The following is a 23,909-nucleotide window of genomic DNA, read 5'->3' on the forward strand; positions in this document are numbered from 1 at the left end:
TCCACCTACTTTTTCCAAGTATTGGCCAAGTCCATGAACAATTCTCGTTCACTTTCATCTTCTAATTTTTCAGCGATGGCATACTGGACTGCCCGGAGCGGATCCATGTGCATTGACAATGCCGTAGCATCAAGCAAACTCCGTATTGAAGCCGCTTCTTCCGACAGCAAGCCGTTCTCCACCTGTTTCATCAAATCAGCTGCAAGCTCCAGCATAAAGCCCTTTAAATGGCGCGGAGCTTCCGGAAACTCGCGGTCCCACAATTCAGCCAGCTGCCCACCTGTCAAGTATGGTATCGGATATGCGATAAAGCGGTTTTTCAGTGCTTCGTTCATCGGTGTCGTGCCGATATACCCTTCGTTGATCGCAGCAATAACCCCGAAATCCGGATGCGCTTGAATCACTTCTCCAGTGAACGGATTGGTCATCATACGGCGATGGTCCAATGCACTGTGCAGGATCGGCAGCGTTTCAGCTTTAGCCATATTGATTTCATCAATATATAGGAAATGGCCCTTTTTCATCGCAGTTACGACCGGCCCTTCCACAAACTCGATAGCGCTTTGGCCGTCTCGCTGAACAAGCGTCTTAAAGCCGAGCAATGCTTCTGCATCCAGATCGACGGAACAATTGATGCTTTGCATCGGTTGGGAAAAGCTTGCAGAAATGCTTTCCGCAAGCTTTGTCTTGCCTGCACCTGTTGGGCCTTTTAACAAGACAGGTTTTCGCAAAACGACAGCTGATAAAATATCTTGCCATAGAAATTCGTCAGGTGCGATATAGCCGCCCTTGCCGATCAATGTGCTGTAATCTCCATGCGAGCGTTCGTTTCTTTTTTCGATTTCTTTTTCAATCAACGACATTTCTGTTCCCTCTTCTCCATAGAAAAAACCGATGAACGCTCATCGGCCATTTCTTCTTTTCCTATTCTCCAGTCTTCAAAGGCGGCTCCTTACCCTGCAAGGCAAAAGAGCCGCTTCTGCAGCCCCATTCTTGCCAATCGGAAATTAAAGACCGCCTTAACGTTTCTTATTCAAAATACGTCTTGTAATATCCGCCGACTTTGCCGGTATTATCTACGACAAAGATGAATTCTTCTGTTTCGTTTTTCACTTCATACGTTTTTCCTTCAGTAAGTACATTAGAAACTAGAAATTTTGAAGCATTTGTATGCTTGCACGTAACAGTTTTGATAGTTTCTTTTGTTTGCCATTCATTATGAATCACAGTCCTCATCCTTTGCTATCCGTCTATTCCTCTAGTATAAGGAAAAAAGCCTTGAATATCAAACAAGCTATTTACGCGCCCCTTTGGATTGGTAAAAAAAACGGCCGATAAAAAAAAGTGCGACAAGGATTGAAAGCGTAATAGAAAAGCCTTTGATATGTTCCAAAATGCTTCGATACGCATAAGGAAAAGTACGGCCTAAATTAAAATATATGAACATCCAAATGCTGCCAGCTGGATAAGCATATAATATGTAGCGGGAAAAAGAAAAGCGGTTAGCGCCTACTACGTAAGGCATCGCCCATCGGATTCCCGGCAAGAAAAAACTTAGAGAAATTGCCCAACTTCCCCGCTTTTCTAAAAAAACGCTAAAGCCTTCAAGCACTTTCTTCATTTTCGTTCTGTTTAAATAACGAATCAAACGGCTTCCGAATAGGCGGCCGATAAAATAGGCGAATGTGTTGCTGGAAATCAACCCTAAATAGGCTGAAAGGAAGGCGTAAAAAGGATTGAAATAGCTCAATTCTGTCAACATGCCAGAAAAAGCGGCTGCAACTTCATTTGGGATGGGTACCCCTAATATCAATATCCAGTTAAAAATAAACATAGCAAAATAACCATACTCATTAACCAATTCAACTAAAAGTTTAATATCCATCCCTTTCACCGCCTTTAGAAACCATTCCTATATCTTTATAATGGCAAAAAAAAGACAACCCTGCAAACGCAGGGCTGTCTTCGATTTCATCTTAAGACTCAAGAAGCAAATCTTCAGGGTTTTCGATTAAATCTTTAACCATTTTCAAGAATCCAACAGAGTCGCTGCCATCAATTACGCGGTGGTCATAGGAAAGCGCCACATACATCATTGGACGGATTTCGATTGAATCACCAACAGCTACAGGACGTTTTTGGATAGTGTGCATGCCAAGAATCCCGACTTGTGTACCGTTCAAGATTGGTGTGGACATCAATGAACCAAACACACCGCCGTTTGTGATAGTAAATGAACCGCCTGTCATATCAGCGATTGATAGCTTTTTGTCGCGTGCTTTTTTAGCTAGATCAGCAATGCTTGCTTCAATCTCAGCAAAGTTCTTCTTGTCTGTATCACGCACGATCGGCACCACTAAACCTTCTTCAGTAGATACCGCTACGCCTACATCATAGAACTGTTTCAGCAAAACATCATTGCCGTCAAGTTCAGCGTTAACATAAGGGTATTTTTTAAGAGCGGCAGTCACTGCTTTTGTAAAGAATGACATAAAGCCTAAACGCGTGCCGTTATGGTCTTGTTGGAATTTATCTTTTTTGCGGCTGCGAAGCGCCATCACGTTCGTCATATCAATTTCGTTGAACGTAGTCAGCATTGCAGTGGATTGTTTAACTTCAAGCAATCGTTTTGCAATTGTCTGGCGGCGTCTTGACATTTTCTCGCGTACGATGCGGCCGTTTTCTTCGTCAGAAGATGGAGCGGCAGCAGCTTTTGGAGCTTCAGTCTTTGCTGCAGGAGCACTTGCTGCTGCAGGCTGTGAACTGTGCGCTTCCACGTCTTGAACGCGTACTCGGCCCATCGGGTCTACAGGTGAAATCGCTGCAAGGTCGATGCCTTTTTCGCGCGCCAATTTGCGTGCGGCCGGGCTAGCAATTGTGCGGTCAGCAGAAGTTTGTTCTTCAACAGCCGGATCTTTTACGACCGGTTCCATTGTAGTTGGAGCTTCCGCTTTAGCTGTTGGTTCTGCTTGCGCCTCTTCAGCTTTTGGAGCTGGAGCAGAGCTTGCGCCCGATGCAGCGCCGACAATCGCAATCACTTGTCCTACTTCAACTGTATCGCCTTCTTTTGCCAGATGTTCTTGAACAACTCCTGCTTCTTCAGAAATGACTTCAACGTTTACTTTATCTGTTTCCAGTTCAACGATGAATTCACCTTTCTCTACTGTTTCGCCGGGTTGTTTAAGCCACTGGGCAATCGTTCCTTCGGTAATCGATTCCGCTAATTCAGGTACTTTGATTTCTGCCACAAAAAATTCCTCCTTAAATTATCCCGCTTTCAGCAACAACCGCTTCTCGCATTAAAGCGGGAAATTGCAGTTGTCCTAAAAGCCCGATTGGTTCAACTAACAGATCGTGCATTATCCATTCTGCCGGGAATGCCCCGGCGGCCAAATGTTCTATATACTCAAGATTGAGCTAAAGCTCCATCGAGGATCCGTGCTTGTTCAGCTTTGTGCGATTCTCCGTCGCCTTCTGCCGGGCTAGACCGTTTGATGCGTCCATGGTAATTCACCGGTTTGCCGTTTGCGATTTCACGCAAATACGGTTCAGCAAATGTCCAAGAACCCATGTTTTGCGGTTCTTCTTGAACCCATGCCAGTTCTTTTGCGTTCGGATAGCGATCCACAATTGCTTGGATTTTCTCAGCTGGGAAAGGATATAGCTGTTCAACGCGAACAATATGTGCCCACTCGAAGCCTGACCCGTCTTTCACACGTTCCGCCAAATCGATCGCCATTTTTCCGCTAGCGAAAAGAATGCGTTCGACTTTATCCGTCTCCTTGCCCATTCCCGGCTGTTCAAGCACTGTTTGGAATTGGCCTTCCGCCAAGTCTTCAACATCTGCTCCTACAAGAGGATGGCGAAGCAGCGATTTCGGTGTAACGATGATCAGCGGGCGGATTGAATCTTCTCCAAGCATTTTTGCTTGTCTGCGCAAAATATGGAAATAATTTGCCGCACTTGAAAGGTTAGCTACTGTCCAGTTGTTCTCGCCGCCCATTTGCAGGTATCTTTCTAAGCGGGCGCTCGAATGTTCCGGTCCTTGTCCTTCATATGCATGAGGCAACAGCATGACCAAACCGGATTTCTGGCCCCATTTAGCATGGCTGGCGGAAATGAACTGGTCAAACATCATTTGAGCCATGTTTGCAAAGTCGCCGTACTGGGCTTCCCAGATAACCAACGCTTTTTCATTTTCCACATTATAACCGTATTCATAGCCTAGAATTGCAGCTTCGCTCAATGGGCTGTTATAAACTACAAATGAAGCTTTTGCATCGGATATGTGGTGCAGTGGAACAAGCTCGTTCCCTGTTTTGTCGTCATGCAGCACAAGATGGCGATGGGCGAAAGTTCCGCGCTGTGCATCCTGCCCTGTCAGACGGATCGGATTGCCTTCTTGTAGAATGGAGCCGAATGCCAACACTTCAGCATGCGCCCAGTCAATCTTGCCTTTTCCAGTAAACGGTTCTTCCCGGCGTTTCAAAATACGCGCCAATTTCGAGAAAACGCTGAAATCAGACGGCCAAGAAAGCAATTCTTCATTCAAACGGGTTAAAGCCGCTTTGTCTACGCCAGTTTGAACTTCCGGGAAACCGTTCAGAACTGCTTCAGGAATTTGTTTGTTGTCATCATGCGAGCTGTTTTCCTTCACTCGGTCATACGCTTCCTGCATTTCCTTTTGTGTATCTTCATCAAGTTTTTTAACATCGTCTTCAGCTAAGATGTTTTCACTTGATAACTGGCGCCCGTATAACTCGCGCACAGTTGGGTGCTTATGGATGCCATGGTACATTAATGGGTTGGTAACTAACGGCTCGTCCATTTCGTTATGCCCATAACGGCGATAACCGATCAAATCGATCAAGATGTCCTTGCCGAATTTCTCACGGTATTCAAATGCCAATCGCGCAACTGCCACGACCGCTTCCGGATCATCCGCATTTACATGGACGACTGGAATTTCATAGCCTTTGGCAGGATCTGAAGAATAATGGGTTGATCTCGAATCATATTGCTCCGTTGTAAAACCGATTAAGTTGTTTGCAATAACGTGAATAGAACCGCCTGTCTGGTATCCAGGAATCCGGCTGAAGTTCAACGTTTCTGTTACAACGCCCTGTCCAGGGAAAGCAGCGTCACCATGCACCAGAATTGCATACGCTTTTTTCGACTCGACAGCAGGCTTGCCTTTTTGATTGGTCAATTCTTGTGCCGCACGCGTTTGTCCGGCAACTACCGGGCTGACAACTTCCAAGTGTGAAGGGTTGTAGGCAAGCTTGATCGTCGTCCCGGCTGGCGAAGTATATGCTGCACCCATATGGTACTTCACATCGCCAAACCAGCCTTTAGTGATTTTCAATGAACCGTCCGCCGGAAGGAACGCTTCGTCTCCGACATGGGCAAATCCAGCAAACATCATTTCGTATGGCTTGTTTAAAATATGCGTAAGCACATTTAAACGACCGCGATGCGCCATCCCGATCATGATTTTTTCTTTTGATTCGGATAAGCGGACTAGTTCGTCCATCAATACAACCAAAGTATCAAGCCCTTCGATTGAGAAACGTTTCTGGCCGACAAAAGTACGGTGAACGAATTTTTCAAATCCTTCAACGTGCGTTAACAAATCTAATAGTTCTTTTTTCTTCTCGGCTGAAAGCGACGGCTTGGCTTGGCCTGATTCGATTTTCGACTGAATCCAGCTGCGCTCTTGCGGCTGAACAATATGAGAGAACTCATATGCCACTTTGTCGGTATAAATAGAACGCAAATAAGTGATGGCTTCTAAGCCGTCTTGAATCGAACTTGGCGCATCTGGAAGCAAAAGCGAAACAGGCACTTCTTTCAAGTCCTGTTCGGTCAAACCATATGCAGATGGCTCCAAGCGCGACTCGTCTTTCGGCCGGTCATTTAAAGGGTAGATATTCGAAGCCAAATGGCCATGTGCCCGAATCGCATCTGCCAATTGGACTGCTGCCAATACTTTTCCGAATTTGTCTGTCGCAACACTAGCAGTTGCGGAAGAAGAAGCCATTACCGGCTGTTCACTGATTTCAAGGGGTGAACCATATTGTCTGAAAAGCTCAGCAAATTCCGGATCGATTGCCTCCGGAGATTCCTGGAAAATGTCATACATTTCCATTACATATCCAAGGTTGGGGCCTGTAATGGAACTCCAAGGGGAGTTTGCATCTGTAAACTTGCTAGACATAAAAAAACCTCCAACTATTTGCCTAATGGCATTTACTTGTACTTTGTTTAATCTTTTCTATTTTATCACGCATCCCGCTAGACATAAAGCAGAAGGCGCTTGTTACAATAAAGAACGAATTTCCCTATCAATCTTACTACTTCCCTGAAAAAAAACAAACCTTTTTCGTGAAAATATTCACATAATCGAATATAAGCTTTTTTTTGCTGAATTTTTCTTAGAAAATCGCTGTTAAAGGCTACTAAAGCTGCCACAAGCTCTTAATAATTGAAGCAACCAATCTTTTCAGAAACCCTTTCCACTTTGAGGCGAAATCTTCGCATGCGCAAGAACCTCCCGCCTGTTTTATGAAAAACCGGGTGTTCGGACTTTCCATAAAGCAGATTGGACTGTTCTTATTGTAATGGCCCTTTCATATACGCCTAGCTTCTATTGCATGAATTGGTCAGACACAGTAGAAGTTTGTTCAATGAATTTTTCATATAACTGTTGTTCGCCAAGTTCTTCAGTAGACGTAAACCTGCTTTTCTCAATTTCATCTTCCCATAGAAACTGGTGAACTGATAGGACCGTCGCGTTGCCAGTTAAAAGCAACTGATAGCCTTGCTCTTTCTTTTCCACCTGGCACTCGACCATCCCGCCAGGATTATAGACATGGACATTCCCGAATGGAACAAGCCCTGCCATACAACTGATCAAAGCGGAAGCCGTCATTGCCGTTCCACACGCATTGGTGAATCCGACACCCCGTTCATAAGTTCGGACAAAAATGCCTTCTTCTACTTTTGTGACGTAACTAACATTGACGCCATCGGAAAAATATTCATTAGGGCCATTAAAAAGCTCCGCCCACTCTTTTTGATGGCTTTGGTCCGCTTGATATGCAGCCGGTACAAGTCCTATCAGATGCGGATTGGGAACAGCGACAGCCGAAAAATCGATATCCTTTGAAATAAACGGCAACGGTTTCAACAGCCATTCTTCGTTTCCTTCGTATTCCATCGGCAAATCTTTCAATTGGAACGATACAGGAGAAATCTCAACAGAATACCGAGCTATTCCGTCCCGTTTAGTTGCCTGCCGTTTTACTTTCAACGATGCTTTTATCGTCTCAATGACCGCTTCATCGATACCGTCCCGTTCGCAAACAAACCTTGCCACACAGCGAAGCCCGTTGCCGCACATTGATGCTTCTGATCCGTCACGATTAAAGACACGCATTTTGGCATCGGCTTTTTGGGACGGCAAAACAACGAGCAAGCCGTCGATTTCCGGTTCAATGGCAGCAAGCTGCAACGTTAATCTGTCGTAATCGTCGCGTTCATTTCCTTCGACGAGATAAAATGTATTCATTGAGCCATGAACTTTTCGAAGTATTATTTCCATTGTTTTCACCTCTGAATTTTGGTTTTACCGTTTTTTTGTATGGGTTGCTACCAGTTTGGCCATTTCATAAGCCGTTTTAGGCGGTTCAGCTGAAATCATGTTTTCTACAAGCAGTTCTTCATTGGCACGAAGCTGAACAATCGCTTTCATAAAACTATCAGGAGTCAGGTCCTCTTCTTCAATCACATGGGCAAAGCCTTGGCGATGGAACAATTCAGCGTTCAACAGCTGGTCTCCACGACTTTTAAGTTTTGACAACGGAATTAACAACATCGGTTTCTTTAATGCCAAAAACTCGAAAATGGAGTTTGAACCCGCTCGTGAAACAACAAAGTCTGTCATATGAAGCAAATGCGAAAGTTCATCTGTAACATATTCAAACTGGCAATAATTTGGAGTATTTCGCAAAGCTTCATCGAAGTTTCCTTTTCCGCACAAGTGGATAATATTGAATTGCGTGAGCAGTTCAGCCAAATTGGTTCGGATAGCCTCGTTTATGACGGCAGAGCCTTGGCTGCCTCCCATAATCATCAATACTGGCATGTCATTGTCAAAGCTGCAAATCTCTTTTCCTTTGGCTGCCGAGCCGTCCATCAACTCACTGCGGATCACGGATCCTGTACACGTCGATTTTTCGACCGGCACATACTTTAGCGTCTCTTTGAAAACCGTGAAAATATGATCTGCAAAAGGCATTGCAATTTTATTGGCCAGTCCCGGCGTTACATCCGATTCATGGATAATAACCGGAATCGACATCACTTTGCCCGCCATTGCGACAGGCACTGATACAAATCCCCCTTTAGAGAAAATGGCAGCCGGTTTTGTTTTCCGGATAATATTCAAGGCCTGCATTAATCCAGCCCCGACACGGAAAGGATCAGTGAAATTCTTCATTGAAAAGTATCTGCGCAATTTGCCGCTTGAGATGGCATGGTATTTCACTTCCGGGAAAGCATCTGCAATAAGCTCATTTTCAATTCCGTCTTTCGAGCCGATATATTCGACGTTGTAATCTAAGTTTTTCAATTCTGGAATCAGTGCTTGGTTCAACGAAACATGTCCGGCGGTTCCGCCCCCGGTCAATAGAATGGTTCTTTTATTCATTTGCTGTCCTACTCTCTCATGTATATATTCACTTTTACTAGCCACTTCAATGGATATTTTCTATGCTATACTTAGTTTTATTGTTTAATGGCATATTGGAGGATGAACTATGTACGAAACTGAAACAAAAAAAGGGAAAATGAAAATGCTGTTAAAAATTGTTTTTCCTATTTTAGTTACCCAAGTAGCAATGTTTTTAGTTACCTTTTTTGATATTTACATGACCGCACGATACGGTACCGACGACTTAGCCGGTGTTTCTATCGGCTCTTCTTTTTGGGTGCCAGTCTATATCGGTCTTGCCGGCATACTAATGTCCATCACTCCAATTGTAGCACAATTGATGGGTGCTAAGAAAAAAGATCAGGTAAAAGATATGGTCCAGCAAGGGATTTATTTGGCCCTCCTATTGGCGGTTGCCGTATTTTTCTTTTTCCTTTTCGGCGTCGATTGGCTTCTTGGTTTCATGGAGCTGGAGCCCACTGTCTATGAAGTGGCATCTGAATACATTTTTGCGATGAGCTTAGGGCTTATTCCGTTGTTTGTCTATAGTGCCTTGCGCTCTTATATCGATGCGCTCGGCTCGACACGGATCTCCATGTTCATATCGCTCATTTCCGCTCCTATCAATATTCTTTTCAACTATTTGCTGATTTTCGGGAATTTCGGTTTTCCGGAGCTGGGGGGAATAGGCGCTGGATATGCTTCAGCTATCACCTACTGGCTCGTTTTGTTCATCGTGGTATGGATCGTCCGAACAAAAAAACCGTTTGCATCTTTTGCGATTTTTAAAGGATGGGCAAAACCTGCCTTCTCGAAAATTGCTGAAATCAGCCGCATCGGAATTCCCATCGGCATTTCAATATTTGCGGAAACCAGCATTTTCTCTGCTGTCACGCTTATGATGAGTACATACGGGACCATCACTATTGCAGCTCACCAGATCGCCATTAACTTTACTTCCCTATTGTATATGCTGCCGCTTAGCATCTCGATGGGCGCCACTATCCTGGTCGGCTTTGAAGTAGGGGCTAAACGCTTCCATGATGCAAAGCAGTATAGTTGGCTAAGTGTCGGAGCGGCCATCGGCTTCAGTTTTGTTTCCGCCTGCATTTTGTTTTTCATGCGGGAACAGATCGCCGCTCTGTATTCAGATGACCCGGCGGTTATAACACTAGCGGTGCAATTTTTAGTATTTGCGGCACTCTTTCAATTATCAGATGCTATCCAAGCGCCAGTCCAAGGCGCACTTCGCGGATACAAAGACGTCAATATCACGTTTATCATGGCATTGATCTCTTACTGGGTTATCGGATTGCCAGTAGGCTACCTGCTAGCCAGATACACGGATTTTGAAGCATTCGGCTTCTGGATCGGCTTGATTGCCGGACTGACTGCCGGCGCCATCACCTTATCCATCCGCCTAAATATGATACAAAAAAAGATTGCGGCTCAGTGAGTTGTAACTTTTAAGCTGTCGAGAAACTCTCGACAGCTTTTTTCATTCCGCTGCAGCCGGGCGCTTTCCGCGGGCTTGCGCCGAGCCGCTTCGTCGCTGCGCTCCTGCAGGGTCTCGGCCCTTCGCTCTCCCGCAGGAGTCGCCGGCTTCCGCTCTATTCAAACTAGCGAGTCATTTAGCGAATAAAAAATGAGAGAAGATACAAACAAGTCGGGGCGTGTTTATTTTTTTCTTCTTTTCCATGCACCTTTAGCTATGGAGCCAAACAGCGGAGACGCCATCGGGACAGCGAAGTGCCGAAATCCACTCGGGCGCAAGCCCGAGGCAAGCGGAGCTGTTTTGCGAAATAACTAAAGTGATATCCATATCAATGGAGCAAGAGAATTTTACAACAAACTAAAAGATTGCGGCTCAGTGAGCCGCAATCTTTTTATATAAATCAGCTAATTCCCTTTTCTCTTCATCAGACAAGCCGGACTGTTCGATCCGCTCGAGCGCCAATTGAAGCTTTTCTGCCTTAGTCTTTCGGACACGCGGATGCGTAAGTTCATCGTCCAATTCAATCCGTACGTGTTTCTCGAGCTCTTCCATACTGCTGATTTGTTCTACTGCCGCACGCTGCGGCCATAATTTCTTGAAAGATTCGATCATGGAAGCTCCACTCCCTCCAGGCCTTCTCCAATGACGACAATCTGAGGCTGCATTTTCATGTATTCAGGCAACCATTGCGCCATACCGTAAGCGTATTGAAAAGCATGAGGGTATTTATCCCCCTCAAGCGGCACATAGCCTTTGATCCGGTAAACAGTATCCGGCAGCGTGCGCAGCCATTCTTCAAACCGTTCTCTTTTAACGCCTGCTTCAAACCGCAGGACGCGCGTATCCAAATTCAGTTTTGCTACCGGAGCTTTTACCACATCATCAGACTTTTTAGCCGTCGTTTTTTCCAGCTGCTTAAAAGGCACTTTCGAATGGACTGTCTGGATGATTTGGGCTGCCGGATTCAACGACTGGAGTTCAAAAATGGTTTTTGCCTGTTCTCCTTCGGTCAGCAAATCCATCTTGTTTGCCAGGATCAAATCAGCATGGCGAATCTGTTCCAGAAACAACGAACGTATTTGTGGCGATAGTTCATCCCGGCTGAGCCAGCGCTTGCTGTCGGCGACTGTGATAATGCCTTTAAAATTCAACCGCTCCGCAAAAAGCGGCGAAAAAATAGCATCCAGCGCTTCTACAGGATGGGCGGCACCCGTTGTTTCAATCATTAGTACATCAAATGTCTCTTCCGCAAGCAAGGTCTGGATCTGGGCTTCCGATTTCTCGGAACCAGAGCAGCAAATGCAGCCATCGAGCAATTCTTTCAACGGCACACCGTCATCCACTGAATCAGAATCGAAATTGGTCTGCCCAAGCTCATTCATAAAAACAGCCGGTTTTAATCCCTGCGCCTTCACTTGGCCAATCATATGTTTTAATAAGGTCGTCTTGCCGCTCCCTAAAAAGCCACTGAACAAATAAACATCAATCATCGGATCATCCTTTGCTTTTGTCGTAGGAAAAGGCCTGCATTTGCAGGCCTTTTCACTTTTGTATTATGGCAAAATAAAACTATTTTATTCTGCTTTTTTCAAGATGACTTTTTGCGCTTCCTGCAGCATCGGATCATCTTTTTCGATTTTTTCGCGCAAAGCGGTCATCACTGCATAAGTGCTGTCACCAGTTAATATACCGTCAGCTTCCAAGTCTTTGTCTTCCTGGAATTTCTTAACAGCTTCTTCCATTTCTGCTTCAAAAACGCCGTCAACTTTGCCTACTTCATAGCCAAGTGCTTCCAGCATTTTCTCAGCAGTCTGTACTTGTTCTGAAATTGTGCCGTCTTTTAATTCGACACTCGGATCTAGAACAGGCAAAGAAGCATATTCAGGATATTCCACTTTAACATCAGGTTCAATGCCTTTTTCATGGATCCAGTTGCCATCAGGAGTAAGCCATTTGGCAGTCGTGAATTTCAGGTTGGATCCATCTGACATGTTATTAGCTGTTTGCACAGTTCCTTTACCGAAAGTTTTTTCCCCGATCAACTGGACATTTCCAGATTCGCTTACTGCCCCAGCTAAAATTTCTGATGCTGAGGCGCTTCCGCCATCAATCAGAAGCGTTACCGGTACATCCACTTTTTTACCGCCCGAAGCTGTATACACTTCCGGTTCTTGGCCTTTTGACTCCACTTCAAACAATGTTTTGCCTTCTTCAACGAACAGATTGGAAATATCCAAGGCCGCTGTCAACAAGCCGCCCGGGTTTTGGCGGACGTCAAGTACCAATGCTTTCATTCCTTGTTTCTCCATATCTTCAATTGCTGCCAGCAATTCTTCGTATGTCTTCTCAGCAAAGCTCGTAATTTGAATTTGTGCGACTTTGTCATCATTCATCTCAGTGTAAACTGTTTCAATCGGAATTTCATCACGGACAATTTCTATTTTGATCGGTTCTGAGTTTTCGCCGCGGCGGATCGTCAATGTTACTTTGGATCCTTTTTCGCCGCGGATCAGCATAACCGCTTCAGAAGAACTAAAGCCTTGGATGCTTTTACCGTCCACTTCAATGATCAAGTCATTTGGCAAAATGCCCGCTTTTTCAGCAGGGGAGTTTTTGATCGGCGACACGACTGCTACATAGCCATTCCGCTCTTGCACCTCTGCTCCAATACCCTCGAAACTAGAAGAAATGCCCTCAGTAAAGTGCGCTGCTTCTTCTTCGTTCATATAGTCGGAATAAGGATCACCGAGTGCTTCGATCATGCCATTTATTGCACCATTGACCAAGGTCTCGGTTTCAACATCCTCATAATATTCGCTTTCAATTTGATCATAAGCAGAATAAAGCTTTTGGAATTCCCTGCGCTCCGGGGAATTTACTTCGACTGCTTTATTATCGCCGAAAGTTAACGCAAAAATCGTCACTCCAGCCGTCAGCAGTATCAAGGTGAAAACCAGCATAATAAAAGAAAAAGTTTTCATCCGGATAAAATGAGAAGGAGTTTCTTCGACTGAAGGTATTTGTTCCTGATTTTCATCAGGACGCTTTTCGTCCATTTTCTTCACCACTTTCATAGTTGCCTATCTGATTCTAGTATAGCTTCTAAACAAATGCATTAAAAGAAAAAGACTGCCTAGACAGTCTTTGACTTTATTCCTGGATTGCAGCGTCTAAAGCAACTACGATCATATCGTTGAACGTTGTTTGGCGTTCTTCGGCAGTAGTTACCTCACCTGTCAACAAATGGTCGCTTACAGTTAAAATAGCTAATGCTTGGCGGCCGAATTTCGCAGCTAGCGTATAAAGCGCTGCTGATTCCATTTCAAGGCCAAGAACGCCATACTGCGCCCATTTTTCATGTTCTGCAAATTCGTTATAGAATACATCTTCAGTGAAAACATTTCCGACACGCAAGTTCAATCCTTTTTCAACGCCCGCATTATAGGCTTTCAGCAATAAATCGAAATCAGCTGTCGGCGCATAAGAAATGCCGTTGAAAATAAGCTCATTCATTTTCGAGTTAGTGGAAGCGCTTTGAGCGATGATAACATCACGCAGTTTCACATCTTTGTGAATAGAACCGCAAGTACCGACACGAATCAATTTTTGCACATCGTATTCCTGCATCAATTCTGTAACGTAGATTGAGATGGAAGGCACGCCCATGCCAGTTCCTTGGACCGAAATGCGTTTCCCTTTGTATGTACCTGTATAACCGAACATATTGCGCACTTCGTTATAGCATGTGACATCTTCCAAAAATGTTTCCGCAATGTACTTCGCGCGAAGCGGATCTCCTGGCAATAAAATAGTATCGGCAATATCGCCTTTTTTAGCATTAATATGAACACTCATTTAAAAAACCTCACTTTACTTTAGTCGGTATAATCATACTGGTTTTTGAACTTTAGTGCAATGACTAGCCTTATTAGCCGGAATAGTCCTCCCACATCCGATCGAACGTCGACGCTTTCATGACTGGATGCGCTTTTTCTTCAATATATCGTGAAAGGTCTTCAAAATTCTTTGAGGCTTTTGGAAAACTTGGGTCCAAAAACATCGCATCCGCGAAACGCGAATAGTCATCCGGATTTAGCTTGCCTCGATAATTCAGCGCGAAATGATAAAATGAACGGTCCATTGCAATCTCCTTTCATGGATACAAAGCATACATTAAGCAATCAAGTTTAATTTCAGAGATCAGGCAAAAAGGTGTGTTTTAAAAATGAAACATAACCACTAATCATCTGATTAATATAATGGGAATAATCTATCAGGTAAAAGCGAATAAAAAACCCGGACAAAGGTCCGGGCATTTTTTATTCAAATAACTGTTTGTATTCGGAATAGCCCTCTGCTTCCAATTGGTCTTTCGGCACAAACCGAAGTGCTGCGGAATTGATGCAATAACGCAAACCGCCAAGCGATGACGGTCCATCGGGGAACAAATGACCAAGATGTGAATCAGCAGTTGCTGAACGCACTTCTGTACGTCTCATGCCATGGCTAGTATCAAAGTTTTCTTTGATTTCTTCGCTTTCCAAAGGTTTAGCAAAGCTTGGCCAGCCGCAGTGGGAGTCAAATTTGTCTTTTGAACTGAAAAGCGGCTTTCCGGACACGATGTCCACGTAGATGCCTTCTTCAAAGTGCTGATCATATTCATTGCGAAAAGGAGGTTCTGTGCCATTTTCTTGTGTTACATGATATTGCATTGGCGTCAATTTTTCCTTTAGATCGTCTCTCATTGTCCCACGCCCCAATTCTTTTCGATAAATCCAGCTCGGCCGGAACCGACAGAATAACGGTTATAGTGAGCCGGGTTTTTCTTATAGTAATCCTGATGGTAGTCTTCTGCCAAATAAAATGGCTTGGCTTCCAAAATTTGGGTCGCTACCGGCTTTGCGAATCTTCCGGAATTGTCCAGGTCTTGTTTCGATTTTTCAGCCGCCAACCGCTGTTCTTCCGAATGGTAGAAAATTGCCGTTTTATAAGAAGCGCCACGGTCGAAAAACTGGCCGCCGGCATCTGTTGGATCAATTTGCGTCCAAAATACTTCCAGCAATTTTTCATACGGGAAAATATCGGGTTGAAACGTGATTTGCACGGCTTCTACGTGCCCAGTGGCATTTGTGCAAACTTGTTCGTAAGTTGGGTTTGGCAAATCGCCTCCCGTATATCCGCTGACCACTTCTTCAATGCCATCCAGCGTATCGAACGGTTTTACCATACACCAAAAACACCCGCCTGCAAATGTAGCTTTTTCTGTCTTCATGAGTCCACTCCCATTCTTAAGGTTGAATTGTTACCTGGAGGAGAATCTCGTCTTCTTCCAGATTGAAAGAAGAGGCCCGTACAGAAATCCCATCATCCAGTGGTATCTCCGTAAGTTTTAACAATACAGCTTCTTGTGCAGGATTTACTTCCATAAAATTAGGAAGATCCACTGAATCTCTTAACAACTTTAACGCAGATTCAGGCGGAATATCAAGCATTCCTATTTCTACCGACTGTTGCTTGAGCAACAAATTCCCGTCTTCCTGAACATAAGGTTCAAATTTCATCAATATCGGCAAGGCTTGTGAAAATACCACCAATTCAGTTGAAAGGTTTACTTCGCCGTTCAAGGTTAATGTTAATGGAATCGGAGAATTAGCCATTTCTTTTTGGATGTACGTATTCGCAATGCCTTCGAAATCCGCTTTCGTCGTTTGGACCATAAGGGAATTCCCTTCAACCTGAGCCCGCTTGGCTGCCCCGAACGAACTGTAATCTTTTGCTGGAGTGGTTACATAGAAAAAGAACCCCATTACAGTCAATATATTGATAGCAAGCAATACAAAAAAAGCCAGCTGCCATTTTCTCACCAGTCACCACCCCTTACTCCTGCTCTTGAAAAATAAAGCCGCATTCCCCCATGCTTTCAAGGATGCGTCCTGTCATCAAATCATAACCTTTGCTGTTTGGATGAAAAAAATCCGTATGATAGACCAAATTATCATTGCCGACAAACAAGTCATCCACGGGAACAAAGCATGCTTGCGGATCCTGCTCGGCAATTGCTGCCATTGAACTGTTGTATTCAGAAATAATCTCATCAAATTCTTGGACATCTCTCGTTATTAATGAGAACGGATTATAAATGCCCATTACAACAACCGGCACATTTGGATTTATAGCACGGATGGACGAAAAAATCGTCTTATAGCGATTTTCGTATAAAACAAGCTCGGCCTCAAAAGCCTCTATATTTAACGAAAACAAATCTCTTTTCACAATTCTCATTATGTCATTGCCGCCAATCGTCATGACGACATAATCCGCTTGTGCTATCGGGCCGGTCAATTCCCCGCGCTGAAACATTGCAAGCAATTGGTCACTTCGCCGCCCCCTCTTAGCTGTGTTCTCCACTAAAGTTCCACGTACACCAGGCCACTGCCTCATATCTTGGGCTAGCCTGCCCACATAGCCGCCAGCATTAGCTTCATCCCCAACCCCTTGGGACAGCGAATCGCCAAGGGCGGTTATGACCAGTGCTTGGGGAATAAAGTTTGGCGGAATCGTAAAAGTAGAAAAAGCAGATGGATTTCTCGGTTCCGCTTCTTCATTTCCGAAAATGAAAGGTGAATTGCATCCCGCTAAGAAAACCATGACTGCAACTGCAATAAACAGGATGCGTTTCACATCATTCTCTCCTTTTTATTATTTATCCGTATAATACATAAAACCGATGGCGCCGATGCCTGTATGGGTAGATATTACGGGCGTTGTAAAATCGAATTTTATGTTTGAATAGCCTGCTTCAATAAGCTGCTGGCGAAGCGGTTCTGCCATTGCCAGTCCTCCAGCATGGACAATCCCAATGCCTTTGACGGTTTTTCCGTCTGTTTTCTGTTTAATGTCATTCATCAAATACTGCACTACCTGTTTGTGGCTTCTTGCTTTAGCGACCGGCGTATATTCACCGCCATCAAGTGAAGCAATAGGCTTAATCTTCAAGAAAGAGCCAATCATGGCCCGGCCTTTTCCGATGCGGCCACCCTTAACAAGATTATCCAGCGTATCCACCACTACATACAAAGTGGTATGTTGCCGAATTTGCTCTAGCCGGGCGACAATTTCTTCTACCGAATTGCCGGCCGCCGCCATTTCCGCAGCTTCAATTACTTGGAACCCAAGTGCATGGCTGATATAGCGAGAATCAATCACTGTTACATCCGAATGGGATAGTTCAGCAGCTGTTCTTGCGGATTCAACAGTACCGCTCATACCGCCTGTCATATGGATGGATATAATTTGATCACCGTTTTCACCTAATTTGTCGTATAGCTCTTTGAAAATGCCAGGCGCCGGCTGTGAGCTTTTCGGCAATTCCTGAGAGTTCTCCATAAGGCTTAAAAAGGATTCCGGTTCTAAATCCACTCGGTCCAGATAAGTTTTTCCTTCTATTTGAATCGTCAGCGGCACAACATGCAAGTTGTACTTGCTGATAACGTCATCTTGAAAATCTGCTGTCGAGTCTGTCACAATATGAATTTTCGGCATGGAGTCACTTCCTTTTTTTCTATAGTCTTATTGTAAAAACATTTCTTGCATGCCGCAAATGATACGTGTTCATCATTACGTTCCATAAAAAACAGACCTTTTCAGATCTGTTTTTTTCTAACCGTTAATTTCTTTATGTTTCCGTTCAAAAATTAAATATGAAAAAGGAATGCCATTTGAGTGGAATTCTTCCGATTCCGATACTGCTTGCCATTCATCGCCATACTCTGGAAAGAAAGTGTCGCCTTCAAATGTTTTTTTAATCAGCGTGATGTAAAGCCGGTCTGCACGGGGCAAAATTGTCCGAAAAACTTGCTCGCCGCCTATGACCATAACTTCTTCATGAAATTCCTCGGCCAATTGGATAGCGTGGTCCAAAGAATGGACAACTTCCGCACCTTCAACTTGGTATTCTGTGTTTCGGGTCACAACGATATTGCGGCGCTTTGGCAGCGGGCGTCCAATAGATTCGTACGTATTCCGCCCCATGACAATCCCTTTTCCGACTGTATGTTTTTTAAAGTATGCCAAATCTTCCGGAATGTGCCACGGCAACTGATTATCTTTTCCGATGACCCTGTCCGGATCATGTGCCACCATCAACGAAATCATAACTATTCCTCCTTACACTGCAACTGGTGCTGAAATTCTTGGATGGGGATCGTAACCTTCTATAGAAATATCCCCTAGAGTCAAATCGAAAATCGACTCTACCCCTTCGTTGATCTTTAGAGTTGGCAATTTTTTCGGTTCCCGTGCCAATTGCTCTTTTACCTGATCCAAATGGTTCGTATATAAATGTGTATCTCCTGTTGTATGAACAAAATCGCCGACTTCCAGCCCGCATTCTCTTGCTATCAAATGTGTCAGCAAGGCATAGGAAGCGATATTGAACGGAACTCCTAAGAATACATCCGCGCTTCTTTGATAAAGCTGGCATGATAGCTTGCCATCAGCTACATAAAATTGAAACATCGTATGGCATGGCGGAAGCGCCATATCATCTACAAATTCAGGATTCCATGCTGTCACCAAATGGCGCCTGGAATCAGGATTGTTTTTGATTGCTTCAATTACATTGCGCAGCTGATCGATTGTGCCGCCTGTAGTGGTTGCCCAGGACCGCCACTGCTTGCCGTAAACCGGGCCCAGATCGCCATATTTTTCTGCAAACAAATCGTCCGATAAAATTTTTTCTTGGAAAACAGCCATCTGCTCTTTGTAGATAGCAGCAAATTCCGGATCCTTTTGTGCTCTTCTGCCGAAGTCCGTCATATCCGGTCCTTCATATTCTGGGCTTTCAGCCCACTGAGCAAATGCCCATTCATCCCAAATATGATTGTTTTCAGCAATAAGGGCCTGGACATTGGTATCACCTTTAATAAACCACAACAATTCCGAAACGATCAGCCGGAAAGCCGTCTTTTTCGTCGTCATCAACGGAAAACCTTCTTGTAAATTGTAGCGCATCTGATAGCCGAACACACTAAGGGTCCCAGTTCCGGTCCGGTCTTCTTTTCTTGTTCCATTATGTAATATATGTTCACATAAATCTAAATACTGTTTCATGTTAGTTCGCCTCCGTTATCCTTTCTATAATAACAAAAAAAATAAAAAAAAACCGTTACAAGTGTAACGGTTTTTAGGACAACCATTTTGGCGGTGTATCTTTTGACCAATAAATATCGCCCAATTCATAGTGTTGTTGGAAATGATCAGCTGCTACATGGTAATGGAAGTTAAAAAAATAACCTTCTTGCGGTTTTTTTTCCGTTCTTACATGAAAGCGGATTTCATCTTTTTTTGTCTCTGTGTCGTAAATGTGAAATATTTTCTCAGAATAATCTCCAGCAGGCTTTTCACTAATTGCCAGCTTGTTCAATCTTTCCGGCCCTAAGTTTCCAAGATGCATGTCGATCGCTTGTTGGATGTTAGGCAAAACCACCGCCTGGAACTGATTTTGGATAACCGGGCCGATTTTGGAACCGAATTTGACATGTGCTTGCTCTTCTGAAGATTGATAAAAATAATCGAGTGCATTCTGGCCAGTATCATAGTACTCGCTTAAATCCACCCATTCGTACATATAATCTTTGTTTTCATTTGCTGACGCATGCGATTTTGTTAAGCCTTTGTCTTCAAGGAGTGTTTCCCAGATGGTATGGTTCGGGGAAATAGCGCCTAATGTAAGAACAGCCACTGCAATCATCAACGATTTCTTCCACCAGCTTTTCATCATCATCACCCTCAATTTTGAACAATTTCTTAATTTCCATTGCTATTTTAGACGAATTTTATGGGTTAAGGTTTCATCTTCTTGAAATTCATTGTACAATAAAGTTATTCATTTAGCTCTGTTTTTTTGAAAAAGGAGGAATTTTTCTTGGATGTTTCACTATTGGCTGGGCTTGGTCTTTTAGGCATGCTTGTGTATTTAATCTCACTGCATTATACAGATTGATTTTATGGAAAAATGACAGAAAACTTATTATTGTACAGAAGTTTTAATAGCAGGCGAATCCGGCTTTTGGATTCGCCTGCTATTTTCATCTGACAGCAACTTTTCGTTTGTTAACTTTAAAGGCCAAAACCTGCAGCACTTTAAAAAAGTGGAAAGAACAATCAAAAAGCTCCGGAATAATTCATTCCGGAGCTTTTTGCTGTTGGCAATTGATGACACCATAATGGAATTTTGTGTTAGGGCGAATCCGCCTTTGGAATCCAAACTTCTCGAAGTCCGTTGAACGGAAATGCGCTTTAAGCACGACGCTTTTTCGGGCAATACGTATGGCTTGTTCTACCCAAGCATCTGTTAACTGGCTGGTGTTCGCCGTAGCGCGGATCGGCACAAAATTCGATGCTTCCACAATCTCTTCGGTGAACATCGGATCCATATAAACTACGTCAACAGAATCGTCCGGCTGTGAAGTTAAATAATCAACCGCTTTAGTATGGATTACTTGAATTCTTCTCATGGCATCAATCAAGTGAGGCATTTTATCATATAGAGCCAAACCTTTTTTAATAACATAAGCAATTGTTTCATGAGCTTCACACCCTACAACGATGCCCTCTTCCCCAATCCATTGGGAAGCCACGATAGAATCGGAAGCCATGCCAAGAGTGCAATCGACAAATGAATCGCCAGCTTGAAGACCTGAAACTTCAATGAGCGGGTCGTTTGCAATCAGCCGCTTTGTCCGAAACGCAGATGAATTCGGATGAAAAAAGAACGGCTCGGATATACCCAGCGGATAAAACTCGAGGCGTTCTTTTGCCGCAACCAGCACATCGGAGCCGAGCACTTCGTGCAATTTTTCGACAGAGCGCTTATTGCGCTCTATAAACGGAATTGCCAATTCACTCGATACTTCTTCAGCCTTCTTTCTTGATCCATCCGTCGGCCGGTACGCCGTTGTAACAACTGATTTCACTCAGCACTTACCTGCTCAAGCGCTCCAACAAGATGGTCACGGATATGTTCCATAGGGTGGCCTTCAATTTGTTCCCGTGGAATAAAATAAGCTAATTGCCCGTCTTTCAAAACAGCAACCGATGGAGATGACGGCGGAATTTCTTCAAAATAATTGCGCATTTGTGCAGTCGCTTCTTTATCCTGCCCAGCAAAAACAGTAACTAAGTGATCCGGTTTTGCATCCGTCTGTCTTACCGCTTCAATTACGGCCGGACGCGCTAATCCTGCGGCACAACCGCATACTGAGTTGATAACGACCAAACTGACTCCTTGAGCTTCACTCACATGCTCGTTCACTTCTTCTGCAGTCAACAATTCCTTGAACCCTTCATCTGTTAATTGCTTGCGCATCGGTGCGACGATACCTTTCATATACTCATCATATGCATTCATTCTTTCGCCTTCTTTCGTTTATATTCATGAACGCTTTGTTCAAAGCGCCTTCTCTCTTTCATTCTAACTCACTCTAGAAGCACTTTCATAATTTTCCGCTTGAAACTAGGTTTCCGCTTCTGCTCATCAAATGAATTCAATAAAAGGCCGCCGCAAAAGCCGTAAAGAAACTTTTGTCGGCAGCCCTTTTTTGGCTATGAATAAGTCGTCAATTTTCAAATAGCGAATGCTTCTGCCAGGATCGCCGCCTCTATTCCAATCAGCCGATTCTAAAGCATGCAGAAAATGCCTTTCCAGCAGTTCGACAGTTACTATGCAGCCACTTACCATCGCCATTCACTTTTTCCAGCGAAATAATCGGGTGAAAAAATTTTTGGAATTTCCTTTAGTCCCGTATATCGCTTTATATCTTGTTTCAATGTCCTTTGAAGCAAAATATTCCGCTTCAAAAAATTGAATCGGCTCAATTCTCATAGCAAAAACGTCGCCTTTTTCGCTTTTCAAATTGCACCAATGCCATTGTCCGCTCATATTGCTTTCATAGTCATCCCGAACAAGCAGGAAAGATTCCTTCACAGATTCGGCTGGTTCATCGCCCGAAGTTTTGGATTTAATTGTTTTGTTATAACTGGACAACGCTTCCTCGTAATCCAAAAAGTCAATAAATGTTTCCTTTTCTTTAGCACTTAAATTTTCATTACTCATGATTAATCTATATAATGTATTTTCCATTGGGGCACCTCCAGAAAGGTTCATGTAAAACCATTATACTTATAAATTAGTCTTAAAGCACCAATTATTTTTTAACATTAAAAATTTTCAACAATATATATAGACCTTTTTTCACTCATTATAGGTATAGAGATTCTATTCCTTCTTCTTAGCAATATTCGAAACGTCTATAGCAAGTGGATCAAGGTCTTTTATCGTTTACCCTTTTATTGCATCCACTTTAATTGTTCAACAGGATTAAAATAGTAGCAGCTTAATTTTGCCAGTAATATTTTTCGTAATGACCGTCTTTTGTTCATAAAAAACCAATAGAAAAAGCCACCCTACTTGGATGGCTTTAGCAAAGATATATGTATACCGTCGACTGTAGGTGGCCGAAGGACAATAGCGTTTTCACACTCTTCTATCGTGTATTCTTGTAGAAACGCCTCAACATCCGTTGGATGTTCGACTTCCGTCTCTCTTATTATTTCTCTAGCCACTAAATAGCTCCGTGTTTTGTTCAACTTTTTCCCATTAACCGTAATATTCACAAGACATCCCCCTTAACATTAATATAACATTATCATATTTTTTTAAGTATGTAACGCTTATTCTGTACTAAAAACTATAGAAATATATTTAATATACAAAAAACGCATGATTCTATCGGTTCACTCTTTAGTTCTTTATTCCTCCTTAACAAATATAAAGTGAACATGAATTCACTGCTGGAAAGCAGAAAACTGGCTTATCTTTAAGTTATGGAGTAGGTAAATTTTTTTTTATGTCGAATAGATACTACAAGGAAGGGAGGTGCTCACTTTGGGGAATATGCAAGAAACCATCAATGTGCTTCGCATTGCTATGGAGGGGGAGTTTGGCCGTGACAACTCTCTGTCCTTTATCACGCCGGCAGGAATTTATTTCGGAAAGCTTATAGCAATAAAAGAAGAAACAAGAGAACCGACTAATGCGGATGAACTTGTTCCGATCAATTATTCGAAAGCCAACTTCTACACAAGATCTGAACTGAAAAGCCAGGACAATCATTTTTTGAATGATTTGGATTTTAGTGAAACCATCTTGCTCGAAGATGTAAGATTTAAAACTGGTAAAACAGTCAACCACATCAAACATGCAGTACTTAACATCAATCAGATCATTTCAGTGCAGCTTGTGGCCAACTCGGCTATTGATGATGTTTTGAAAAACTATTAAGTTAAAGTGGCTGTACAAAAGCAAAAGAAGTTGCAGTTAATCTGCAACTTCTTTTTTTTGCAAAAAATTAATGGCACTGCAGGGTTAACATAAAACAAAAAGAGTGCCAAATAGGGCACTCACCATCTAAATACCAGCTCAACTGATTTTAGATCTTTCACTAATTTCTTCTCGTTTGTTGAGTGCGAAACCAATTCCACATCCGGCTGACTAAGATTTTGGGTGAAATGATCGGAGATTTCGTCTGCCGCCACATGCACATCCACTTCTTCGCCACCCCATGTATCGCCGTCCACGAAATGATAAATCAAGTTGAATTTTTTTGGCATCGTATCCCTCCTTTCTTTTTCTTAATTCTC

The 23,909-nt window shown here is 43.4% G+C and carries 28 protein-coding genes; 2 read left to right on the forward strand and 26 right to left on the reverse strand.

Translation table 11 applies throughout. The features are described from left to right. Positions 1–5: 5 nt before the first annotated feature. The 7 genes from B0H99_RS00620 to B0H99_RS00650 all read right to left on the reverse strand — a co-directional run bounded on the left by B0H99_RS00620 (position 6) and on the right by B0H99_RS00650 (position 8,710). Positions 6–863: an ATP-binding protein gene (locus B0H99_RS00620; RefSeq protein ID WP_106531684.1), complete on the reverse strand. Its 858-nt coding sequence runs from the start codon at positions 861–863 to the stop codon at positions 6–8. 166 nt (positions 864–1,029) lie between these two features. Next, the gene (locus tag B0H99_RS00625; protein ID WP_106531685.1) at positions 1,030–1,227 is read right to left on the reverse strand and encodes a DUF6501 family protein; all 198 of its coding nucleotides are present in this window, start codon (positions 1,225–1,227) and stop codon (positions 1,030–1,032) included. Positions 1,228–1,294: 67 nt separating this feature from the next. Beyond that, on the reverse strand, positions 1,295–1,885 hold the full coding sequence (locus B0H99_RS00630) for a DedA family protein (RefSeq protein WP_106531686.1): 591 nt from the start codon (positions 1,883–1,885) through the stop codon (positions 1,295–1,297). Between the two features lie 91 nt (positions 1,886–1,976). Beyond that, on the reverse strand, positions 1,977–3,248 hold the full coding sequence (gene odhB, locus B0H99_RS00635; RefSeq protein WP_106531687.1) for a 2-oxoglutarate dehydrogenase complex dihydrolipoyllysine-residue succinyltransferase: 1,272 nt from the start codon (positions 3,246–3,248) through the stop codon (positions 1,977–1,979). A gap of 158 nt (positions 3,249–3,406) precedes the next feature. Further along, positions 3,407–6,217, reverse strand: coding sequence for a 2-oxoglutarate dehydrogenase E1 component (locus tag B0H99_RS00640; protein WP_106531688.1), 2,811 nt, complete (start codon positions 6,215–6,217; stop codon positions 3,407–3,409). Positions 6,218–6,646: 429 nt separating this feature from the next. Next, positions 6,647–7,603 (reverse strand): diaminopimelate epimerase, encoded by a 957-nt coding sequence (gene dapF / locus B0H99_RS00645; RefSeq protein WP_106531689.1) that lies wholly within the window; start codon positions 7,601–7,603, stop codon positions 6,647–6,649. A gap of 24 nt (positions 7,604–7,627) precedes the next feature. Next, complete coding sequence (locus B0H99_RS00650) at positions 7,628–8,710, reverse strand: undecaprenyldiphospho-muramoylpentapeptide beta-N-acetylglucosaminyltransferase (RefSeq protein ID WP_106531690.1); 1,083 nt, start codon at positions 8,708–8,710, stop codon at positions 7,628–7,630. A gap of 109 nt (positions 8,711–8,819) precedes the next feature. Between B0H99_RS00650 and B0H99_RS00655 the strand changes: the two genes are divergently transcribed. Then, positions 8,820–10,169 (forward strand): MATE family efflux transporter, encoded by a 1,350-nt coding sequence (locus B0H99_RS00655; protein WP_106531691.1) that lies wholly within the window; start codon positions 8,820–8,822, stop codon positions 10,167–10,169. 411 nt (positions 10,170–10,580) lie between these two features. On the opposite strand, the gene B0H99_RS00660 is transcribed toward B0H99_RS00655, so the two are convergent. From B0H99_RS00660 to B0H99_RS00745, 18 genes are all read right to left on the reverse strand, one after another. After that, positions 10,581–10,820, reverse strand: coding sequence for a hypothetical protein (locus B0H99_RS00660; RefSeq protein ID WP_106531692.1), 240 nt, complete (start codon positions 10,818–10,820; stop codon positions 10,581–10,583). After that, complete coding sequence (locus B0H99_RS00665; RefSeq protein WP_106531693.1) at positions 10,817–11,698, reverse strand: CobW family GTP-binding protein; 882 nt, start codon at positions 11,696–11,698, stop codon at positions 10,817–10,819. Before B0H99_RS00665 ends, B0H99_RS00660 begins: the two co-directional genes overlap by 4 nt. A gap of 84 nt (positions 11,699–11,782) precedes the next feature. Continuing rightward, complete coding sequence (locus B0H99_RS00670; RefSeq protein ID WP_106531694.1) at positions 11,783–13,264, reverse strand: lmo1851 family serine protease; 1,482 nt, start codon at positions 13,262–13,264, stop codon at positions 11,783–11,785. A gap of 94 nt (positions 13,265–13,358) precedes the next feature. Next, positions 13,359–14,063 carry a purine-nucleoside phosphorylase gene (gene deoD / locus B0H99_RS00675; RefSeq protein WP_106531695.1) on the reverse strand — a complete coding sequence of 235 codons (705 nt, stop codon included), beginning with the start codon at positions 14,061–14,063 and terminating at the stop codon, positions 13,359–13,361. 73 nt (positions 14,064–14,136) lie between these two features. Further along, on the reverse strand, positions 14,137–14,349 hold the full coding sequence (locus tag B0H99_RS00680) for a YozE family protein (protein WP_106531696.1): 213 nt from the start codon (positions 14,347–14,349) through the stop codon (positions 14,137–14,139). 178 nt (positions 14,350–14,527) lie between these two features. After that, positions 14,528–14,953, reverse strand: coding sequence for a peptide-methionine (R)-S-oxide reductase MsrB (gene msrB / locus B0H99_RS00685; RefSeq protein ID WP_106531697.1), 426 nt, complete (start codon positions 14,951–14,953; stop codon positions 14,528–14,530). Then, positions 14,950–15,480: a peptide-methionine (S)-S-oxide reductase MsrA gene (gene msrA, locus B0H99_RS00690; RefSeq protein ID WP_106531698.1), complete on the reverse strand. Its 531-nt coding sequence runs from the start codon at positions 15,478–15,480 to the stop codon at positions 14,950–14,952. The genes msrB and msrA overlap by 4 nt, the downstream gene beginning before the upstream one ends. A gap of 16 nt (positions 15,481–15,496) precedes the next feature. Then, positions 15,497–16,072 (reverse strand): YpmS family protein, encoded by a 576-nt coding sequence (locus B0H99_RS00695; protein ID WP_106531699.1) that lies wholly within the window; start codon positions 16,070–16,072, stop codon positions 15,497–15,499. Between the two features lie 13 nt (positions 16,073–16,085). Then, positions 16,086–16,889: a GDSL-type esterase/lipase family protein gene (locus tag B0H99_RS00700; protein ID WP_106531700.1), complete on the reverse strand. Its 804-nt coding sequence runs from the start codon at positions 16,887–16,889 to the stop codon at positions 16,086–16,088. A gap of 18 nt (positions 16,890–16,907) precedes the next feature. Further along, a complete protein-coding gene (locus B0H99_RS00705; RefSeq protein WP_106531701.1) occupies positions 16,908–17,750 on the reverse strand; it encodes a DegV family protein in 843 nt (280 codons plus the stop codon). 117 nt (positions 17,751–17,867) lie between these two features. Then, positions 17,868–18,362 (reverse strand): dihydrofolate reductase, encoded by a 495-nt coding sequence (locus tag B0H99_RS00710; protein WP_106531702.1) that lies wholly within the window; start codon positions 18,360–18,362, stop codon positions 17,868–17,870. A gap of 12 nt (positions 18,363–18,374) precedes the next feature. After that, the gene (locus B0H99_RS00715) at positions 18,375–19,319 is read right to left on the reverse strand and encodes a thymidylate synthase (protein WP_106531703.1); all 945 of its coding nucleotides are present in this window, start codon (positions 19,317–19,319) and stop codon (positions 18,375–18,377) included. A gap of 73 nt (positions 19,320–19,392) precedes the next feature. Beyond that, a complete protein-coding gene (locus B0H99_RS00720; protein WP_106531704.1) occupies positions 19,393–19,986 on the reverse strand; it encodes a YpjP family protein in 594 nt (197 codons plus the stop codon). Between the two features lie 406 nt (positions 19,987–20,392). After that, positions 20,393–21,184 carry a class I SAM-dependent methyltransferase gene (locus B0H99_RS00725; RefSeq protein WP_106531705.1) on the reverse strand — a complete coding sequence of 264 codons (792 nt, stop codon included), beginning with the start codon at positions 21,182–21,184 and terminating at the stop codon, positions 20,393–20,395. Continuing rightward, on the reverse strand, positions 21,181–21,618 hold the full coding sequence (locus tag B0H99_RS00730) for a BrxA/BrxB family bacilliredoxin (RefSeq protein ID WP_106531706.1): 438 nt from the start codon (positions 21,616–21,618) through the stop codon (positions 21,181–21,183). Before B0H99_RS00730 ends, B0H99_RS00725 begins: the two co-directional genes overlap by 4 nt. 126 nt (positions 21,619–21,744) lie before the next feature. Next, on the reverse strand, positions 21,745–21,954 hold the full coding sequence (locus B0H99_RS00735) for a hypothetical protein (protein ID WP_106531707.1): 210 nt from the start codon (positions 21,952–21,954) through the stop codon (positions 21,745–21,747). Then, positions 21,955–22,350 carry a hypothetical protein gene (locus tag B0H99_RS00740; RefSeq protein ID WP_106531708.1) on the reverse strand — a complete coding sequence of 132 codons (396 nt, stop codon included), beginning with the start codon at positions 22,348–22,350 and terminating at the stop codon, positions 21,955–21,957. It abuts the gene before it with no gap. A 323-nt stretch (positions 22,351–22,673) separates the two neighbouring features. Beyond that, complete coding sequence (locus B0H99_RS00745; RefSeq protein ID WP_106531709.1) at positions 22,674–22,883, reverse strand: hypothetical protein; 210 nt, start codon at positions 22,881–22,883, stop codon at positions 22,674–22,676. Between the two features lie 271 nt (positions 22,884–23,154). Here B0H99_RS00745 and B0H99_RS00750 point away from each other — a divergent pair, with 271 nt between their 5' ends. Then, positions 23,155–23,550, forward strand: a complete 396-nt coding sequence (locus B0H99_RS00750) for a hypothetical protein (RefSeq protein ID WP_106531710.1) — start codon at positions 23,155–23,157, stop codon at positions 23,548–23,550. Between the two features lie 119 nt (positions 23,551–23,669). On the opposite strand, the gene B0H99_RS00755 is transcribed toward B0H99_RS00750, so the two are convergent. Beyond that, a complete protein-coding gene (locus B0H99_RS00755; RefSeq protein WP_106531711.1) occupies positions 23,670–23,879 on the reverse strand; it encodes a hypothetical protein in 210 nt (69 codons plus the stop codon). Positions 23,880–23,909: the final 30 nt, after the last annotated feature.

This window comes from Planomicrobium soli (assembly GCF_003014655.1).
Lineage (GTDB): Bacteria > Bacillota > Bacilli > Bacillales_A > Planococcaceae > Planococcus > Planococcus soli_B.

What these genes read in the sequence shown, in the direction of transcription:
- B0H99_RS00660 (WP_106531692.1), bottom strand. Translation starts at nt 10,820, where the DNA reads ATGATCGAATCTTTCAAGAAATTATGGCCGCAGCGTGCGGCAGTAGAA.
- B0H99_RS00620 (WP_106531684.1), bottom strand. Translation starts at nt 863, where the DNA reads ATGTCGTTGATTGAAAAAGAAATCGAAAAAAGAAACGAACGCTCGCAT.
- B0H99_RS00665 (WP_106531693.1), bottom strand. Translation starts at nt 11,698, where the DNA reads ATGATTGATGTTTATTTGTTCAGTGGCTTTTTAGGGAGCGGCAAGACG.
- B0H99_RS00650 (WP_106531690.1), bottom strand. Translation starts at nt 8,710, where the DNA reads ATGAATAAAAGAACCATTCTATTGACCGGGGGCGGAACCGCCGGACAT.
- B0H99_RS00655 (WP_106531691.1), top strand. Translation starts at nt 8,820, where the DNA reads ATGTACGAAACTGAAACAAAAAAAGGGAAAATGAAAATGCTGTTAAAA.
- msrA (WP_106531698.1), bottom strand. Translation starts at nt 15,480, where the DNA reads ATGAAGACAGAAAAAGCTACATTTGCAGGCGGGTGTTTTTGGTGTATG.
- B0H99_RS00710 (WP_106531702.1), bottom strand. Translation starts at nt 18,362, where the DNA reads ATGATTTCGTTGATGGTGGCACATGATCCGGACAGGGTCATCGGAAAA.
- B0H99_RS00730 (WP_106531706.1), bottom strand. Translation starts at nt 21,618, where the DNA reads ATGAATGCATATGATGAGTATATGAAAGGTATCGTCGCACCGATGCGC.
- B0H99_RS00715 (WP_106531703.1), bottom strand. Translation starts at nt 19,319, where the DNA reads ATGAAACAGTATTTAGATTTATGTGAACATATATTACATAATGGAACA.
- B0H99_RS00705 (WP_106531701.1), bottom strand. Translation starts at nt 17,750, where the DNA reads ATGCCGAAAATTCATATTGTGACAGACTCGACAGCAGATTTTCAAGAT.
- B0H99_RS00755 (WP_106531711.1), bottom strand. Translation starts at nt 23,879, where the DNA reads ATGCCAAAAAAATTCAACTTGATTTATCATTTCGTGGACGGCGATACA.
- B0H99_RS00740 (WP_106531708.1), bottom strand. Translation starts at nt 22,350, where the DNA reads ATGGAAAATACATTATATAGATTAATCATGAGTAATGAAAATTTAAGT.
- B0H99_RS00680 (WP_106531696.1), bottom strand. Translation starts at nt 14,349, where the DNA reads ATGGACCGTTCATTTTATCATTTCGCGCTGAATTATCGAGGCAAGCTA.
- B0H99_RS00670 (WP_106531694.1), bottom strand. Translation starts at nt 13,264, where the DNA reads ATGGACGAAAAGCGTCCTGATGAAAATCAGGAACAAATACCTTCAGTC.
- msrB (WP_106531697.1), bottom strand. Translation starts at nt 14,953, where the DNA reads ATGAGAGACGATCTAAAGGAAAAATTGACGCCAATGCAATATCATGTA.
- deoD (WP_106531695.1), bottom strand. Translation starts at nt 14,063, where the DNA reads ATGAGTGTTCATATTAATGCTAAAAAAGGCGATATTGCCGATACTATT.
- B0H99_RS00630 (WP_106531686.1), bottom strand. Translation starts at nt 1,885, where the DNA reads ATGGATATTAAACTTTTAGTTGAATTGGTTAATGAGTATGGTTATTTT.
- B0H99_RS00735 (WP_106531707.1), bottom strand. Translation starts at nt 21,954, where the DNA reads ATGGCGATGGTAAGTGGCTGCATAGTAACTGTCGAACTGCTGGAAAGG.
- B0H99_RS00640 (WP_106531688.1), bottom strand. Translation starts at nt 6,217, where the DNA reads ATGTCTAGCAAGTTTACAGATGCAAACTCCCCTTGGAGTTCCATTACA.
- B0H99_RS00720 (WP_106531704.1), bottom strand. Translation starts at nt 19,986, where the DNA reads ATGAAAAGCTGGTGGAAGAAATCGTTGATGATTGCAGTGGCTGTTCTT.
- dapF (WP_106531689.1), bottom strand. Translation starts at nt 7,603, where the DNA reads ATGGAAATAATACTTCGAAAAGTTCATGGCTCAATGAATACATTTTAT.